Annotated in this window: 17 protein-coding genes; 6 read left to right on the plus strand and 11 right to left on the minus strand. The window is 72.7% G+C overall.

The annotated features are described in order from the left end of the window. Positions 1-3: 3 nt before the first annotated feature. From RKD23_RS24720 to RKD23_RS24740, 5 genes are all read right to left on the minus strand, one after another. Complete coding sequence (locus tag RKD23_RS24720) at positions 4-876, minus strand: carbohydrate ABC transporter permease (protein ID WP_424855658.1); 873 nt, start codon at positions 874-876, stop codon at positions 4-6. After that, positions 873-1,817: a carbohydrate ABC transporter permease gene (locus RKD23_RS24725; RefSeq protein ID WP_424855659.1), complete on the minus strand. Its 945-nt coding sequence runs from the start codon at positions 1,815-1,817 to the stop codon at positions 873-875. The genes RKD23_RS24720 and RKD23_RS24725 overlap by 4 nt, the downstream gene beginning before the upstream one ends. A 2-nt stretch (positions 1,818-1,819) precedes the next feature. After that, positions 1,820-3,157, minus strand: coding sequence for an ABC transporter substrate-binding protein (locus RKD23_RS24730; protein ID WP_424855660.1), 1,338 nt, complete (start codon positions 3,155-3,157; stop codon positions 1,820-1,822). A 61-nt stretch (positions 3,158-3,218) separates the two neighbouring features. Then, positions 3,219-4,430: an ROK family transcriptional regulator gene (locus RKD23_RS24735; RefSeq protein ID WP_424855661.1), complete on the minus strand. Its 1,212-nt coding sequence runs from the start codon at positions 4,428-4,430 to the stop codon at positions 3,219-3,221. A gap of 197 nt (positions 4,431-4,627) precedes the next feature. After that, positions 4,628-5,734, minus strand: a complete 1,107-nt coding sequence (locus RKD23_RS24740; RefSeq protein ID WP_424855662.1) for a mechanosensitive ion channel family protein — start codon at positions 5,732-5,734, stop codon at positions 4,628-4,630. A 304-nt stretch (positions 5,735-6,038) separates the two neighbouring features. On the opposite strand from RKD23_RS24740, the gene RKD23_RS24745 reads away from it, so the two are divergent. Continuing rightward, positions 6,039-6,575 (plus strand): HNH endonuclease, encoded by a 537-nt coding sequence (locus tag RKD23_RS24745; RefSeq protein WP_404035698.1) that lies wholly within the window; start codon positions 6,039-6,041, stop codon positions 6,573-6,575. A gap of 92 nt (positions 6,576-6,667) precedes the next feature. Here RKD23_RS24745 and RKD23_RS24750 read toward each other — a convergent pair whose 3' ends face one another. Genes RKD23_RS24750 through RKD23_RS24760 form a run of 3 tightly spaced genes read right to left on the minus strand, consistent with a single transcriptional unit; the run spans position 6,668 to position 9,266 of the window. Further along, entirely contained in the window at positions 6,668-8,035 is a 1,368-nt protein-coding gene (locus RKD23_RS24750) for an ABC transporter permease (RefSeq protein ID WP_424855663.1), read from the minus strand. Continuing rightward, a complete protein-coding gene (locus RKD23_RS24755) occupies positions 8,032-8,736 on the minus strand; it encodes an ABC transporter ATP-binding protein (RefSeq protein WP_424855664.1) in 705 nt (234 codons plus the stop codon). Before RKD23_RS24755 ends, RKD23_RS24750 begins: the two co-directional genes overlap by 4 nt. Then, positions 8,733-9,266 carry a PadR family transcriptional regulator gene (locus RKD23_RS24760; protein ID WP_404035689.1) on the minus strand — a complete coding sequence of 178 codons (534 nt, stop codon included), beginning with the start codon at positions 9,264-9,266 and terminating at the stop codon, positions 8,733-8,735. Before RKD23_RS24760 ends, RKD23_RS24755 begins: the two co-directional genes overlap by 4 nt. A gap of 178 nt (positions 9,267-9,444) precedes the next feature. Here RKD23_RS24760 and RKD23_RS24765 point away from each other — a divergent pair, with 178 nt between their 5' ends. The 3 genes from RKD23_RS24765 to RKD23_RS24775 all read left to right on the plus strand — a co-directional run bounded on the left by RKD23_RS24765 (position 9,445) and on the right by RKD23_RS24775 (position 12,192). Further along, entirely contained in the window at positions 9,445-9,648 is a 204-nt protein-coding gene (locus RKD23_RS24765; RefSeq protein WP_424855665.1) for a hypothetical protein, read from the plus strand. Next, positions 9,649-11,766, plus strand: a complete 2,118-nt coding sequence (gene malQ, locus RKD23_RS24770) for a 4-alpha-glucanotransferase (RefSeq protein WP_424855666.1) — start codon at positions 9,649-9,651, stop codon at positions 11,764-11,766. A 162-nt stretch (positions 11,767-11,928) separates the two neighbouring features. Next, a complete protein-coding gene (locus tag RKD23_RS24775) occupies positions 11,929-12,192 on the plus strand; it encodes a hypothetical protein (RefSeq protein WP_424855667.1) in 264 nt (87 codons plus the stop codon). 94 nt (positions 12,193-12,286) lie between these two features. Here RKD23_RS24775 and RKD23_RS24780 read toward each other — a convergent pair whose 3' ends face one another. After that, a complete protein-coding gene (locus RKD23_RS24780; protein ID WP_424855668.1) occupies positions 12,287-12,880 on the minus strand; it encodes a TetR family transcriptional regulator in 594 nt (197 codons plus the stop codon). Between the two features lie 128 nt (positions 12,881-13,008). On the opposite strand from RKD23_RS24780, the gene RKD23_RS24785 reads away from it, so the two are divergent. Together RKD23_RS24785 and RKD23_RS24790 are read left to right on the plus strand one after the other, a co-directional pair. Then, on the plus strand, positions 13,009-14,511 hold the full coding sequence (locus tag RKD23_RS24785; RefSeq protein WP_424855669.1) for an FAD-dependent monooxygenase: 1,503 nt from the start codon (positions 13,009-13,011) through the stop codon (positions 14,509-14,511). Positions 14,512-14,588: 77 nt separating this feature from the next. Beyond that, on the plus strand, positions 14,589-15,653 hold the full coding sequence (locus RKD23_RS24790; protein WP_424855670.1) for a DUF2332 domain-containing protein: 1,065 nt from the start codon (positions 14,589-14,591) through the stop codon (positions 15,651-15,653). On the opposite strand, the gene RKD23_RS24795 is transcribed toward RKD23_RS24790, so the two are convergent. Further along, on the minus strand, positions 15,650-16,108 hold the full coding sequence (locus RKD23_RS24795; RefSeq protein WP_424855671.1) for a GNAT family N-acetyltransferase: 459 nt from the start codon (positions 16,106-16,108) through the stop codon (positions 15,650-15,652). The two genes, RKD23_RS24790 and RKD23_RS24795, sit on opposite strands and share 4 nt — an antisense overlap. 14 nt (positions 16,109-16,122) lie before the next feature. Continuing rightward, complete coding sequence (locus RKD23_RS24800; RefSeq protein WP_424855672.1) at positions 16,123-16,641, minus strand: MarR family winged helix-turn-helix transcriptional regulator; 519 nt, start codon at positions 16,639-16,641, stop codon at positions 16,123-16,125. Positions 16,642-16,689 lie beyond the last annotated feature (48 nt).

Here is a 16,689-nt window from a genome sequence, read left to right on the forward strand (position 1 = left end):
TGTCTAACCCTTCACTCCGGTGAGCGTGACACCCTCGACGAACGCCTTCTGCGCGAAGAAGAACACGAGGATCACGGGGGCCATGACCAGAACGGTGGCGGCCATGGTCAGGTTCCAGTCGGTGTGGTGCGCGCCCTTGAAGGACTCCAGGCCGTAGGACAGCGTCCAGGCGCCGGGGTTCTCGGAGGCGTAGATCTGCGGGCCGAAGTAGTCGTTCCAGGCGTAGAAGAACTGGAAGAGCCCCACGGCCGCGATGCCCGGCTTCGCCATCGGCAGCACCACCCGCAGCAGGGCGCGCAGTTCGCCGCAGCCGTCCACTCGTGCGGCGTCCAGATACTCGTCCGGGATGGTCAGCAGGAACTGGCGCAGCAGGAACACCGAGAACGCGTCGCCGAACGCCATCGGGATCAGCAGCGGCCACAGCGTGCCGGACAGGTCCAGCTGCTTGGCCCAGAACAGGTACATCGGGATCACGACGACCTGCGGGGGCAGCATCATCATCGAGATGACCAGCATCAGCGACAGATTCCGGCCCCGGAAGCGGAACTTGGCGAGCGCGTAGGCGACCGGGAGCGACGACACGACCGTGAGGACCGTGCCGAGCCCCGCGTACAGCAGCGTGTTGCGCCACCAGGTCAGGAAACCGGGGGTGTCGAAGACCTTCTGGTAGTTGCCCCACTCCCAGGTGTCGGGGACGAGATCGCGGCTGAGTGCCTGGCTGTCGCTCATCAGCGAGGTCAGGAACACGAACACGAAGGGAAGGGTGAAGAACAGCGCGGCGGCGATCCCGAGGGAGTGGACGGCGATCCACTCCAGGGTGGCCTTGCGGCGCGCGACGGGCGTCGACTCCACCGGCTTTTCCAGTACGTACGTCATCGTTCACCTGCCTGGATCAGACCGCCCCGGCGGCGCATCAGCAGCGCGGTGAACGCCATCGACAGCGCGAACAGCACCAGCGCCACCACGCACGCCGAGCCGTAGTCGAAGCGCTGGAAGCCCAGGTTGTAGACGAGCTGGGGGAGGGTGAGGGTGGATTTGTCGGGGAAGCCGGGCTCGAACTGCGTGCCGGAGCCCTGGATGACACCGGAGGCGACCTTCCCGGCGACCAGCGGCTGCGTGTAGTACTGCATGGTCTGGATCACGCCGGTGACCACGGCGAACATCACGATCGGGGAGATGTTCGGCAGCGTCACGAACCGGAACCGCTGCCACGCGGAGGCCCCGTCCAGCTCGGCCGCCTCGTACTGCTCCTTCGGTACGTCGAGCAGCGCGGCCATGAAGATCACCATCAGGTCGCCGATGCCCCACAGCGCGAGCAGCGTGAGGGCGGGCTTGGACCAGTCGGGGTCGCCGAACCAGCCCGGTGCGGGCAGGCCGACGCCCTCCAGCAGCGCATCGACCGGTCCGGTGCCGGGGTTGAGCAGGAAGGCGAAGGCCATCGTCGCGGCGACCGGCGGGGCGAGGAAGGGCAGGTAGAACAGGGTGCGGAAGACACCCGTGGCCGTCTTGATCTTCGTGATCAGCAGGCCGATGCCCAGTCCGAAGGCGACCCGCAGGGTCACCATCACCACGACCAGCCACAAGGTGTTGCGCAGGGCGGGCCAGAACAGCGGGTAGTGCTCGAAGACGTAGACCCAGTTCTTCGTCCCGCTCCAGGCCGGCGGCCGGAAGCCGTCGTAGTGCATGAAGGAGAAGTACAGGGTCGAGATCATCGGATACGCGAAGAACACGCAGAACCCGATGATCCAGGGCGACATGAAGGCGGCGGTACGCAGCGCCGCCCGGCGGCGCTTGGCACCCAACGTGTACGTGCTCATGGCTACTTCGCCTGCGCGATGTCCGTGTCGATCTGCTGGGCGGCCTTCTTCAGGCCGGCCTTCAGGTCGGTGACCTTGCCGCTCTCGTAGTCGTAGCCGAGCTGCTGGATCGTCACCAGGTACACACCGCCGTTGACGGACGCGGGCGTGGTGGTGGAGTGCGGGTTCGCGGCGATGTCCAGGAAGGTCTTGAAGCGCGGGTCGTACTTCAGCTTCGGGGACTTCAGGGCGTCCAGCGTGGAGGGCACGTTGTGGATGGCGTTGGAGAAGCCCACCACCGCGTCCGTGTCGGTGGTCATGTACTTCACCAGCTCCCAGGCGGCGTTCTGCTTCCGGCTGGTGGCCGCGACGCCGGCGATGGTGCCGGTGATGTAGCCCTTGCCGTACTGGTCCGCCTGGTCGTCGGGCACGGGCAGCGGGGCCACGCCGATCTCGAAGCCGGGCTTCGCGTCCGTCGCCATGCCGAGCCGCCACTCGCCGTCGAGCTGCATGGCGACCTGGCCGGTGTGGAAGGGGTGCTTGGGTCCCCACTCGTCGCCGAGACCGGCCCGGTAGGTCTCCAGCTTCCTGAACCCGCCGAGGTCGTCGACGAGTTGCTTCTGCATCTCGAAGCCGGCCTCGAAGGCAGGGTCCTCGGCGATGTTCGACTTGCCGTCGGGGGTGAAGTAGGTGGGGGAGAACTGCCCGAAGTAGTGCTCGGTGGTGGTCTCCCACCCGTGGTAGTTCGGCATGAAGCCGAGCTGCTTGTACGAGTCGCCCCGGGGAATGGTCAGCTTCTTGGCCGTGGCGGCGAACTCGGACCACGTCCTCGGCGGGGCGTCGATGCCCGCCTCCTCGAACGCCGTCTTGTTGTAGTAGAGGCCGTAGGCGTCGCCCAGCAGCGGGACCGCGCAGCGGTTGCCGTCGAACTGGGTGTACTCGTTCATCGCCTTCGGGAACGTCTTCGCCGGGTCGATGCCCGCCTTCTCGAAGAACGGGTTCAGGTCGACCAGCGCGCCGGAGGAGCAGAACTTGCCCACGTTGTTGGTGGTGAAGGAGGAGATCACGTCGGGGGCCTTGGAACCGCCCGCCCGCAGCGCCTGGTTGATCTTGTCGTCCGTCATGTTGCCCACGACGGTGACGTGGATGTTGGGGTGCTCCCTCTCGAAGCCCGCGACCAGGTCCTTGACCGCCGCGACCTCGGACGGCGCGCTCCAGCCGTGCCAGAAGGTGAGCGTGGTCTCCTGCGAGGGGTCGTCGGAGGCCCCTGCGTCCGAGGAGCCCGTACAGGCGGTGGTGAGCAGGGCGAGGGACGCGGAGGCGGCGAGCGCGAGCATGACTTTTCGCGATATTCCGGGCATGGCGAAGCTCCCAGGGGGACCGGGGGGACGGGTGAGGGACTGACGGGGGGTGGTTCGGGGCTCAGCGAGAGGTGTCGAAGACCTCGTCGCGCGTGGTCGCGAGCGCGCTCTCCAACGCGCCACGCAGCACAGGGTGTTCGGTCACATCGCCTACGACGAGACGGGGCCGGGCCGCGGCCAGCTCGGCCAGCTCCGCCTGGACCAGGCCGCGCAGCACCTCGCCGCCCGCGGTCAGACAGGCGCCGCTGAGGACGACGAGTTCGGGGTCCAGGACGGAGACCAGCGAGGCCAGACCGGTGGCCAGCCGGGTCGCGTAGGTCTCCAGGAGGCTGCGGTGGGGGCCGCTCGCATGATCGGCCGCGCGCGCGACGAGGGCCGCGGCGACCTCGGCGTACGGCCCGGAGGGGATGTCCTCGATGCCGAGCTCCCGGGCGAGCCGGGGCACCGCCTGGGAGCCGGCCAGCTCCTGGTAGCCGCCGCTGTTGGCCCGGGTCACCTGGCGGACCAGGGGCGCGCCCGGCACCGGCAGGAAGCCGACCTCGCCGGCGCCGCCGGTCCAGCCGCGGTGCAGCCGGCCGCCGAGGACCAGGGCGGCGCCGAGGCCCCCCTCGTTCCACAGCAGCACGAAGTCGCCGTGGCCCCTGGCCGCGCCCAGTCGCTGCTCGGCCAGGGCGACCAGGTTGACGTCGTTCTCGTACTCGACCGGCATCGGCAGCGCGGCGGCGAGTTCGTCGAGCAGCGTGGGGGAGTGCCAGCCGGGCAGGTGCGAGGCGTAGCGCAGCCGGCCGGTGGAGGGGTCGAAGGCGCCGGGGGTGCCGATGACCAGCCGGTGGACGTCGTCCCGGGTCAGGCCCGCCGCCTTCACCGCGCCGTCGAGCGCGGCGGTGACCTGCTGCACGACGGGCTGCGCGGGGCGGCGGCCGGGCGTGGCCAGCTCGAACTCCCCGACGGTCGCGCCGGTGATGTCGGCGACGGCGGCGCGGATGCGGTCGGGCGTGACGTCGAGCCCGGCGGCATGGGCGGCGCCCGGGTTCACGGCGTACAACTGGGCGCTCGGCCCCGGTCGGCCCTCGCTGGTGCCGGTCACGCGGACCAGTCCGGCGGCCTCCAGACGGGCGAGCAGCTGCGAGGCGGTCGGCTTCGACAGGCCCGTCAGCTTGCCGATCCGGGTGCGGCTCAGCGGCCCGTGCTCCAGCAGCAGATCCAGGGCGGCCCGGTCGTTCATGGCACGCAGCACGCGGGGGGTACCCGGCGTACCGGCGGTTCCTGCCATGTCGACACCTGCCTTTCGGGGGCCAAGCTTCTCACGCTGCGCCGCGCTCGGGAAGATCACTGTTAGGAAGGTTTCCTATCAGTGGCAGGAAGGTATGCCGGGCGGGGAGGGGCCGTCAATAGGCGACGAGGAGGCGTGCAAAAAGGAGGCGGTGCCCCGGGCTGTCCGGGCACCGCCTCCGTCCGTCCGTGCGCGAGCTACTTCGTCGTGCTCGGCGGCGTCAGCGGGGAGGCCGCCGAGGCCTGCGGGGACGAGGTGTTGGCGAAGGCCGAGGGGGCGGCCATGCCGGCGGTGGGGTCCGACTCGTCGGACTCGGCCGGAGCTGGGATGCCCCCGACCATGTGGATGCCCGCGTTGTCGAGAGCCCGCTTGATGCGCCAGCGCAGTTCGCGCTCGATGGTGAGGGACTTGCCCGGCATCGTCTTCGCGGAGACACGCACGACCATGGAGTCCAGCAGCACACTGTCCAGGCCGAGGGTCTCGACCGGCCCCCAGAGGAGCTCGTTCCAGGGCTCCTCCTTCGACATCTTCTCGCCGACCTCCGACAGGACGGCCTTCACCTCGTCCAGGTCCTCCGTCGGGCGGACCGTGACATCGACGCCGGCCGTGGCCCAGCCCTGGGAGAGGTTGCCGACCCGCTTGACCTCGCCGTTGCGGACGTACCAGATCTCGCCGTTGTCGCCGCGCAGCTTGGTGACCCTGAGGCCCACCTCGACGACCTCGCCGGAGGCGACGCCCGCGTCGATCTGGTCGCCGACGCCGTACTGGTCCTCCAGGATCATGAACACGCCGGAGAGGAAATCGGTGACGAGGTTGCGCGCGCCGAAGCCGATCGCCACGCCCGCGACACCCGCCGAGGCGAGCAGCGGGGCCAGGTTGATCTCGAACGTCGCCAGGATCATCAGCGCGGCCGTGCCGAGGATCACGAAGCTGGCCACCGACCGCAGCACCGAGCCGATCGCCTGCGAGCGCTGCCGGCGCCGCTCCACATTGACCAGCAGGCCGCCGATCGCCGTGCCGTCCACCGCCTGCGCGGTGCGGTTCATCCGGTCTATCAGCTTGGTGATCGCCCGCCGCACCGCCACCCGCAGCACCGCCGCGATCACGACGATCAGCAGCACCCGCAGCCCGATCGCGAGCCACGTCGACCAGTTCTCCTCGACCCAGCTCGCGGCCTGGGTCGCGCTCTCCTGGGCGTCCTGGATGCTCGGCACCGTGGGCGCCGTCTCCGAGGGGGACGGGGCCGGACTCGCGGCGGTGAACAGGGCGGGCAGGAACGACACGTCGGGTACCTCCAGGTGCAACGGTCCGCCCCCCGGCAGGTGGTCAAGTCGTTCAAGGTCACGAAAAGGTCACCGGAGGGCAGGCTCACCACACTATCGGGGCATCGTGTGCGGATCGGTGCGGTGTTCGAGGGAGAAACCGTGTGGACCCGGGGATGAACAGGGGGGATGAACCGTTCACGATCCAGGGGAGGAATCAGATGTGGTCGAAAACACTCCCAGCCCGTTACCGGGACATGGTGGCGCGTTCACCAGGCATGAGGGGAGACTGACTGCAGATCGTCCCGGCGCGAGCCACGCGCCGCCGGCGTACAAGGAGGCATCCGTGCCGCATGTCCTGGTCCTCAACGCGTCGTACGAGCCCCTCGGCGTCGTACCGCTCCGCCGCGCGCTCGTCCTCGTCCTCGAGAACAAGGCCATCTGCCTCGAGGAGTCCGGCGCCTTCCTGCACAGCGCAACCGTCACTGTCCCCGCACCCAGCGTGGTCCGGCTCAAGCGATTCGTGCGGGTTCCCTATCGGGGGCCCGTTCCTCTGACCCGCCGGGCGCTGTTCGCGCGCGACGGGGGCCGGTGCATGTACTGCGGTGGCGTCGCAACCAGCGTCGACCACGTCATCCCGCGCAGCCGCGGGGGCAAGCACGTCTGGGACAACGTGGTGGCGTCCTGCCGCCGCTGCAACCACGTGAAGGCCGACCGTCACCTCGGCGAGATCGGCTGGCGGCTGCGTCACAAACCCGCTCCGCCCACCGGACTGGCCTGGCGCATCATCGGCACCGGCCATAGGGACCCGCGCTGGCTGCCCTACCTGCAGCCGTACGGCGCGGACGACGCCCTGGCCCGGATCGACGGCATCTCCGCCTGACCCTCGATCCGGGCTTTCGCATTCCCGACGCCGCGGCGCCGCGACGGGACCGGGGAGACCCCCGTCCACCCCGGTCCCCGTGCCGCGCGCGCTCAGGTGTAGCGCAGTTCCGCCGGGCGCAGTGTGCGCCGCAGCAGGGGCAGGGAGGTCGCCGCGGCCAGCAGCGTCATGGCGTACACCGCGACCGGCACCAGCAGCCCCTCCCACGGCACCGACGCGGCGCCGTCGTCGGTGAGCGACGCGTACCCGGTGCCGATCACCATGCCGCCGAGCCCCGCCAGCAGCACCGCCGGCGCCAGCGGCAGCGCGGTCTCCAGGAGCAGGGCCCGGGCCAGCACCCGCTGGGGCACCCCGGCGGCGGTCTGCGCGGCCAGGCCGCGACGCCGCGAGGCCAGCGACTCCGCGGTGCCCACGGCGAGCGCGCCCAGCGTGATCAGCAGGGCCAGGCCGATCGCGGCGCCGGTCAGGTCGAGGCCGGTGGTGTAGAAGGACGTGTCCTCCGCGAGGTGCTTGTCCGAATCCAGCACCTCCAGCATCGTGTGCCGGACCCCGGCGAACCCGGTGCCGACGACCGTCACCAGCAGCACCGCCGCATGCGTACGGGCCGCCGCCCACGGGTCGTCGCGCAGCCGCTCCGCGGCGATCAGCACCGCCGGGCTGTCGGTGCCCGCCGCCAGCCGCCGCCCGGTCAGCTTCGAGGTGGCCCCCGCCAGCCACAGCGCGCCCATGCCGACGACGAGCACCCCGGCGAGCACCGTCAGCGGGCCCTCCGGGCCGGGCCGCGGCCGGTCCGCCAGCCGCACCAGCGACACCACCGCCAGGCCGATGAACGTCAGCGCCGCCAGCAGGAAGGCCGCACCCGGCCGGGACTGCCGCCGCACCCGGCGCACCTCGCCCAGCGGTGAGGCCACCACCCGCCGCAGCGCAAGGACGCTCACCAGCGCGCCCACCACCGGCACCGCGCACGCCACCACCGCGATCCCCGCCCAGGCGAGAGCGGGCGCCTTTGTCCACTCCCGCAGCAGGAACAGCACCACGAAGACGGTGACGACCACCGAGCCCACCGCGCACGCCAGCCCCGTCTCGGCCGCCGCGATCCGCCGCACCTGCCAGGGCGAGGCCCCCGCCAGCCGCAGCCCCGCCAGCCGCCGGTCCCGGTGCACGGCACCGATGCGGGCGCACTGCCCGAGGAACCCGAACACCGGCACCAGCAGCAGAAGCAGCGCCACGATCACACCCGAGCGCTCTCCCGGCCGGTCGAACAGACCGTTGCCCACCGACACCCGGTACTGGCCCTCCATCGCCGCCAGCACCGTCGCCGCCAGCGCGAACCCGGTCGCCAGCAGCGCCCCGAACGCGGTCAGCGCGATCCGCCACCACTCGCGCCGGTCCGAGCCGGACACCAGCAGCCGGGCCAGCCGCAGATCGGCGCCCAGTCCCCGCAGCGCCCCCGTCCTCATCGGATCACCGCCGACGCGTCCGCGCCCTCGGCCGCCACCGTGCCGTCGTGCAGCGTCACCTCGCGATCGGCGTACGCCGCCACCCGCGCGTCATGCGTGATCAGCAGCACGGAGATGCCCGACTCACGGGCCGTGTGCGCCAGTGCGGTCATCACCTGCTCCCCGGCCAGCGAGTCCAGCGCGCCGGTCGGCTCGTCGGCGAACACCACCTTCGGACCGGTCACCAGGGCCCGCGCCAGGGCCACCCGCTGTGCCTGGCCGCCGCTCATCTCACCGGGCCGCAGCTCGCCCTGCCCGCGCACCCCGAACCGCTCCAGCCACTCCGCCGCCACCGCCCGCGCCACCGTACGGCCCCGCCCGGCCAGCAGCAGCGGCAGCGCCACGTTGTCCAGCGCGGTCAGCTCCGGTATCAGCTGCCCGAACTGGAACACCACCCCGAAGTCGGTGCGCCGCAGCTCGCTCAGCCGCGCCTCCGGCAGCCGGTCCAGCCGCTCACCGCCGTAGACCACCTCGCCCTCGTCCGGGCGGACGATGCCCGCCAGGCAGTGCAGCAGCGTCGACTTGCCGCTGCCGCTGGGCCCGGTGACCGCGAGGATCTCGCCGGGCGCGAGTTCGACGGAGGCGCCGCGCAGCGCCTGGGTCGGGCCGTGCGTCTTGACCAGGCCACGGGCCGTGAGGAGCGGGGTCGTGTCGGTACTCATACGGTGTCCACCTCCGCGGTGAGGGAAGCGAGCCGGGCGCCGGTGGTCGTCATCCAGCGCAGATCGGCGTCGAGATGGGTCAGGGCGTAGTCGGCCGACAGGACCGTCGACAGATCCGCCCCGGGAGCGGTCTTGACCGCCGTCAGGTCACGCATGCGGGCCATGTGCGCCGCGCGCTGGTCGCGCAGGTACGCCTCCGGGTCGCCGGCCGCGAGGATCGCGACCACGACCTTGGCGAAGATCTCGTTCGCGACGAACGGCGCGGGCGGCGTCACCTCGGCCGCCCAGCGCGCCAGTTCGCGCGCCCCGGCCTCGGTGGTCCGGTACAGCGTGCGTTCCGGACCGCCGTCGGAGTCGGTGCCGTCGACCTCGGCCAGTCCGTCACGGACCAGGCGCTGCAAGGTCGTGTACACCTGCCCGTAGGCCAGCGGGCGGGCCTGCGGGAAGCGTTCGTCGTGCCGTCGCTTGAGGTCGTAGCCGTGGCTGGGACCCGTGGCGAGCAGCCCGAGCAGGATGTGGCGGGTGCTCATGGAGATCATTATGTACTCAGTACATGTACTGAGTGAATAGCGGGGAGGGGTGGATTCCCGAGGCCCGCAGGGATTGTGGCGACTCGCGGTATTCGTCATCTGTGACGTCTGCCGTCGCGCCCGCTGGGTAGGGCTGTGTTGGTCCGACGCATGTGTACCCCTACCGAAGGAGCCCCCCGTGGCCGCATCGGCACACCTTCTGCTCTCGGCCCTCTCCAAACGCCCGGCGGAGCCCGCCACGGCCGCGCCCGTGCGCGTGTTCTCCGCCGAGAGCGCCTGCTCGCAGACCCCGCTGACCAGCGAACCCCCGCTGCCCGACGCCGAACCCCTGACCAGCGAGCCGCCGCTCGCCGCCCCGGACGCCCACTCCACGAGGCCGTAGATGACCGCACCCAGCCCGGACCGCCCCCTGGACGAGGAGCTGGCCCGACTCGCCGACCTGCACGGCGTCGCCACCTCCTACCGGCCCGCCCCCGACCGCACGGTCACCGCCTCACCGGCCGCCCTCGTCCGCGTCCTCGCCGCCCTCGGCGTCGACGCGAGCACCCCGGACGCCGTACGCGCCGCGCTCGCCGCCCGGGAGCGGGAGACGGGCCTACGGCTGCTGCCGCCGACGGTCGTGGTGTGGCAGGGGGCGGACGGCGGCCTGCCCGAGCTGCCGGCCGGGACCCGGCTGCGGGTCGAGACCGAGGACGGGGCCGTCCACGAGGGGTCCGGCGGGACCGTCCACAAGGGGTCCGTCGCGGCGCTGCCCGTCGGGGTGCACCGGCTTCAGGCCCACGCGCCGGACGGACGCACCGCCCAGGCGCATCTGATCGTCGCCCCGGACCGGCTGCCGACCCCGCCGGGACGGTCGTACGGCCTGCTCGTCCAGCTCTACTCCCTGCTCTCCCGGCGCTCCTGGGGCATGGGCGACCTCGGGGACCTCGGCGAGCTCACCGCCTGGGCGGGACGGGCGCTCGGGGCCGGGTTCGTGCAGGTCAACCCGCTGCACGCGGCCGTGCCCGGCAGCCCCACCGACCCCTCGCCCTACCGGCCCTCCTCCCGCCGCTTCCCCGACCCCGTGCATCTGCGCGTCGAGGACGTCCCCGAACTCGCCTACGTCGACGACCGCGAGCGCGTCGCCGGGCTCCTGGAACGCGCCGCCCGGCTCAGGGAGTCCGTGCTCGACAAGGGCGCGCTGATCGACCGGGACGCCGTATGGGAACTCAAGCGCGAGGCCCTCGAACTCGTCCGGGCCGTACCCCTCGGCCCCGGCCGGCGGGCCGCCTACTGCGACTTCCTCGCCGCGCAGGGCCGCGACCTGGAGGACCACGCCACCTGGAACGCGCTCGCCGAGGTGTACGGCGGTGACGTGCAGCAATGGCCTGCCGCGCTGCGCGACCCGCGCTCGGCCGAGACCGCCCGCGCCCGGACCGAGCTGATGGACCGCGTCGACTTCCACACCTGGCTGGCCTGGCTCACCGACTCCCAGCTCGTCGCCGCGCAGCGCGTCGCCCGTGAGGCGGGCATGCCGGTCGGGCTCGTCCACGACCTGGCCGTCGGCGTGCACCCCGGCGGCGCCGACGCCTGGGCGCAGGCCGAGTACTTCGCCGCCGGCATGTCGGTGGGCGCCCCGCCCGACGCCTTCAACGCCCACGGCCAGGACTGGGGCCTGCCGCCCTGGCGCCCCGACCGGCTGGCGGCGTCCGGCTACGCGCCCTACCGCTCGCTGCTGCGGGGCCTGTTCCGCTACGCGGGCGCCCTGCGCATCGACCACGTCATGGGCCTGTTCCGGCTGTGGTGGGTCCCGCAGGGGCTCCCGCCCACCGAGGGCGCCTACGTCCGCTACGACGCCGAGGCCATGCTCGCCGTCCTGGTGCTCGAGGCGTCCCGGGCCGGGGCGGTCGTCATCGGGGAGGACCTGGGGACGGTCGAGCCGGGAGTCCGCGAGGCGCTGCGCGAGCGGGGCGTGCTCGGCACGTCGGTGCTGTGGTTCGAGCGCGACTGGGAGGGCGACGGGCTGCCCCTGCCGCCCTCCGCCTGGCGCGCCGACTGCCTCGCCACCGCCACCACGCACGACCTGCCGCCCACCGCCGCCCGGCTCACCGGCGAACACGTCGAACTCCGCGACCGGCTCGGGCTGCTGGGCCGTCCCCTCGCCGAGGAACGCGACGAGGCCGCCACGGACGTCGCCGAGTGGCTGGCCCTGCTCACCCGCCTCGGCTTCCTGGCCGGCACCGGCGGCGGCTCCGACCTCTCCTCCGAGGAGGCCGAGGTCCAGGCCGTCCACCGCTTCCTCGCCCGCACCCCGGCCCGCCTGGTCGGCCTCTGGCTCCCCGACGGCATCGGCGACCGCCGCCCCCAGAACCTCCCCGGCACATGGGACCAGTACCCGAACTGGCGCCTCCCCGTCGCCGACGCCGAGGGGCGCCCGGTGCCGCTGGAGGAACTGGCGGAGTCGGGGCGGTTGCGGGCTTTGGTGGAGGTGCTGAGGGAGGGGGTGAGGGGGAGGGGGTAAGGGGAAGCCGCCGACGGCGAGCGGGCGAAGAAGGAGAGCCGAGCCTCTCGGCTGACTTGTAACGGGCGGTGCGCGGGTGGGAGAAGGAAACAACAGCGCCGCGAGCCGACTAACGGACCCCCGGACGAGCGGCCCCGACAGACGTTCGCTAACTTTGGCACCGTGGACAAGAAGAACGCCCTGCGCGCCGGCGCCCTGGCCGCCGGTACGACGCTGATGATGCTGCTCATGTCGTCCCCCGCGCTCGCGCTGACGCGTGACGACGGTGACGACCCCGGCACGGGCCTGAGCGTCATCGAGACGCTGGGCCAGTTCGTGCTCGCCCCGCTCGCCCTCTTCGCGGTCATCGCCGGCCTGGTGATGGTCCTCGACCGTTCGAAGGACCGCACCCCGAAGGTGAAGGCCAAGGCCAAGGCCCGCGCCTGACCGTCCCCCGCTCTTCCCGAGGGCGCCGACCCCGCCGCACACCGCGGCAGGGGCCGGCGCCCTCGTTGCTTTTCGGGTGTGGCGGCCGCTGCTCTCAGGGGTGCGCGGCCGTCAGGTACCGCTGCACCGTGGGCGCCAGCCACGCCACGATCTCCTCCGGGTGCAGCGCGACGACCGGCGGCAGGCGCAGGACGTAACGGGTGAGCGCCAGCCCGAGAAGCTGTGTGGCGCACAGCGCGGCCCGGGTCGTCACCTGCTCGGCGTCCGGGCACACCACGCGCGCGACGGGCAGCAACTGGTCGCGGAAAATGCCCTGCATCCGCTCGGCCCCGGCCTGGCTGGTGGCGCCGACGCGCAGGAGGGCGGTGAGGACCTCGCTGTCCTCCCACAGGTCGAGGAAGTGCCGCACCAGCGCCCGGCCGACGTCCTCCCGGGCCAGGGCGTGTACGTCCGGCATCCGCAGATCGACCGCGACGGCGGCGGCGAACAGGCCCTCCTTGTTGCCGTAGTACCGCATCACCATCGACGGGTCGATGCGCGCGTCCCGCGCGATGGCGCGGATGGTGGCGCGCTCGTATCCGTCCGCCGCGAAGCGTTCCCGCGCTGCGTCGAGGATGGCGGCGCGGGTGGCGTCGGACCGGCGGTTGGGCGGGGCGTCCGAGGCGGGGGTGGTGGTGCCGTCTGTCATGTCAACGAGCGTAGGCCAACGCGTGTGTGCCAACAAGTGTTGACCCGCGCCGCCTCCCCCTCTATCGTCGTCCACGAGCGCTGGTCAACGGCTGTTGGCCAACAAGCGTAGGCACCCAGGAGGCCATCATGACCGGCACCACCGGCACCACTGGCACCGCCCGCTCCACCACCCGCTCCACCACCGGCGAGACCGTCCGGGACGCCGCCGTGATCGTCGTCGGCTCTGGCCCCACCGGCCTCCTCCTCGCCGGTGACCTCGCCACCGCCGGCATCCCCGTCACCCTCGTCGAGAAGCGCCCCGCGAAGATCAGCAACCTCTCCCGCGCCTTCGCCGTGCACGCCCGCACCCTGGAGCAGCTCGACGCCCGCGGCCTCGCCGACGAGCTGGAGGCGGCAGGCCGGCAGCTCGACCGGCTGCGGCTGTTCGGGCGGCTCACCGTCGACCTCGCCGCGCTGCCCTCCCGGTTCAACCACCTGCTGGTCATCCCGCAGTACGAGGTCGAGAAGGCCCTGCGTCGGCGCGCCGAGGAGGCCGGGGTCGACTTCCGCTACGAGACCGAGATGACCGGCCTCGCCCAGGACGCGGACGGCGTGACCCTGAAGGTGCGCACCCCCGAGGGACGCGAGCAGGAGCTGCGGGCCGCGTACGTCGTCGGGGCGGACGGGATGCGCAGCGCGGTGCGCCAGGAGATCGGGCTGCCCTTCCCCGGCCATTCGGTCATCCGCTCCGTCGTCCTCGCGGACGTCCGGCTCGCCGAGGAGCCGGAGGCGCTGCTCACCGTCAACGCCGTCGGGGACGCCTTCGCTTTCATCGCGCCCTTCGGCGACGGCTATTACCGGGTGATCGGCTGGGACCGCCGGCGGAACGTCCCCGACCACGAGCCGCTGGAGCTGGAGGAGGTCAAGGAGATCGCCCGGCTCGCGCTGGGGCGGGACTTCGGGATGTACGACGCCCGGTGGATGTCCCGGTTCCACAGCGACGAGCGCCAGGCACCCGCCTACCGCGTGGGCCGCGTGTTCCTCGCCGGGGACGCCGCGCACGTGCACACCCCGGCCGGCGGCCAGGGCATGAACACCGGCCTCCAGGACGCGGCCAACCTCGGCTGGAAGCTGGCCCAGGTGCTCGGCGGCCACGCGGGCGACGACCTCCTCGACACCTACCAGGCCGAGCGTCACCCCGTCGGCAGGTCGGTGCTGCGCAGCAGCGGCGGCATCGTCCGCCTCGCGATGGCCAAGCGGCCCTGGACCCTCGCCCTGCGCGCCGCTCTGGCGCACTTCCTCGGTGCGGTCGGCCCCGCCCGCCGCAAGGCCGCCGGCCAGATCACCGGCATCGGCTACCGCTACCCCGCCCCCCGCGGCGCCCACCGCCTCACCGGCACCCGCGTCCCCGACATCGCCCTCGCCGACGGCGGCCGCCTCTACGAAGCCCTGCGCGGCGGCCGGTTCGTCCTGATCACCCCGGACGCCTACGACGACGGCGGCACCCGCAAGGACCGGCTCAGCACCGCACGCTGGGCGAGCGACCGCCGTACGACCCTGCTGGTACGCCCCGACGGATACACCGCCTGGGCAGCCGACCGGCCCACCCCGGCCGAGCTCGAGGCCGCTCTCGCCGCCCACGTGGGCTGAGCACCTCCGGCCCCGGTCGACGCCGTTCGTGAAAGGGTCGCCGTAATCGCCAGGACCGACCGCAGGGAGCAGCACTCATGGCCAGGCCCCGCACGCTCGCCGAGGTGTACCGGCGCTTCGGGGAGGTCGATGCCGCCGGGACCTCGGCGCTGTACGAGCGGGTCGCCGTCGCGCTGAGCGAGTCCGAGGCGGCCCTGCGCGCCATCGAGGCGGCGCCGGCGAGGAAGAGGCAGCCCGCACTGATCCTGGCCGCGCTGTACGACCTGGCCCTCGCGGGACGTGCCCCGGAGCTGGCCGCCGCGTACGCCGCCGGGGACGGGGACGCCGCCGCGCGGGCGGCGGTCGAGACGCTGCTGGGCAGGGCCGACGAGATCGTGGCCCTTGCCGCGCACCGCCGGACGCGGACCGACGTGACGGGACGCTGCGCCGTGCTCTACCCGGCCGTCGCCGAGGCGGCACGTCGGGTCGGCGCGAAGGCGGTGGGGTTGATCGACGTGGGCTGTGGGGCGGGGCTCAACCTCGATGTCGACCGCGTCGGCATCACGTACGGCGACGGCCAGGTGCTGGGCGATCCGGCCTCGCCCGTGCAGTTCACCTGCTCGGTCGTGGGGGACCGGCCTGTCCCGGCGCGGGCGATCCCCGAGGTCGTCGCCCGTATCGGCATCGACTCCGAGCCGGTCGATGTGACGGACCCGGACGAGGTCCGTTGGCTGCGGGCCTGTCTGCCTCCCGACCTGCCGGAGCGCCGGGCGAGGCTCGACGCGGAGCTGGCGCTCGCGGCGACGGACCCGCCGCTGCTGCTGCGGGGCGACGCCCTCGACCTGCTGCCCGACGCCCTCGCCCGGGTGCCCGAGGAAGCCCTGCCGGTCGTCACCACGACGTGGGCGCTGTCAGCTCTGCCGCCGGAGAGCCGGCCGCGCTTCCTGCAACGCCTCGACGAGGCGGCGACCCGGCGGCCGGTGGCCTGGGTGTCGGCGGAGGGCGTCGGGGTCGCGCCGGCGATCCCGACGTTCGGCGACCGCCGCGCCTCCGGCCACAGCATCATCGGTCTCGCGGTGTTCGAGCACGCGGCCCTGCGTGCCGAGGCCGTCGGGCGGTGCTGGTCACGGGGCCGCATGCTGGCGTGGCTGGCGGACGCCTAGCTCTCCCGCTTGCGCTCGACAGGCTCGCGGACCATGAACACGTCCACCGGGTCCTCGCTCTCCAGCACGAACCCGTGCCGCTCGTACAGCCGGCGAGCCGGGCTGCCGTTGAGGACGTTGAGCCGGACCCGCACCCCGTCGGCGTCGCAGCGTTCCAGCAGGGTGCGCAGGACGGCGGTGCCGACTCCGTGGCCGTGCAGGGCGGGGTCGAGGTAGAAGTGCTCCAGCCAGTGGGCGTCCTCGGCCGGGCGCAGGGCCACGCAGCCGGCGAAGGCGCCGGACACCTCGATCGCCCAGGTGTGGGCGGGGTCGAAGGAGTCACGCAGACGCTGCCGGACCCGTACGTCGTCGTAGCGGCCCAGTCGTACGAGGTCGGGGCGCATGGCCTCGGCGCGTATCGCGACCGCCGGTTCGAGGTCGGCCGGTGTGGCCGGGCGCAGTTCCCAGTCCGCCATGGTCGTCCCCTTTCTCAGTGGTCCTGGGTGCCCGCGAGCAACTTGCGCAGCAGGCCCGCCAATTGTTCCGCCTCGGCGGGGTCCATCTCGGACAGGGCCTCGGTCTGGACGGCGAGGCCCGCGCCGACGGCTTCGTCGATCAGGGTCAGGCCCTCGTCGGTGAGGGTGACCTGGAGGCCGCGGCGGTCGTGCGGGTCGGGGGAGCGGCGCAGCAGGCCCGCCCGCTCCAGCTTGTCCAGGCGGCCGGTCATGCCGCCGGTGGTCAGCATCAGCGTGGAGGACAGCTGGCGCGGCGAGAGGGTGTAGGGCTCGCCGGAGCGGCGCAGCGTGGCGAGGACGTCGAACTCGCCGCGTGAGATCCCGAAGCGCGCGTACGCCTTCTCCATCCGGTCGCCCATCGTGCGCGCGAGCCGGTAGACGCGGCCGAAGACCTCCATCGCCTTGGTGTCGAGGTCGGGGCGTACGGCCGCCCACTGGCCGATGATCGCGTCCACCGCGTCCGGGCGGTCCTGGGGCTCGGGGTTCGGGTTCATGGGCAGGAGTATCCGCCGCGGACCGGTCGGCCGCAAGAAAGTAGCTCG

Origin of the sequence: Streptomyces sp. SAI-170, from assembly GCF_049739565.1 — a bacterium.
In the GTDB taxonomy this organism is placed as follows: domain Bacteria; phylum Actinomycetota; class Actinomycetes; order Streptomycetales; family Streptomycetaceae; genus Streptomyces.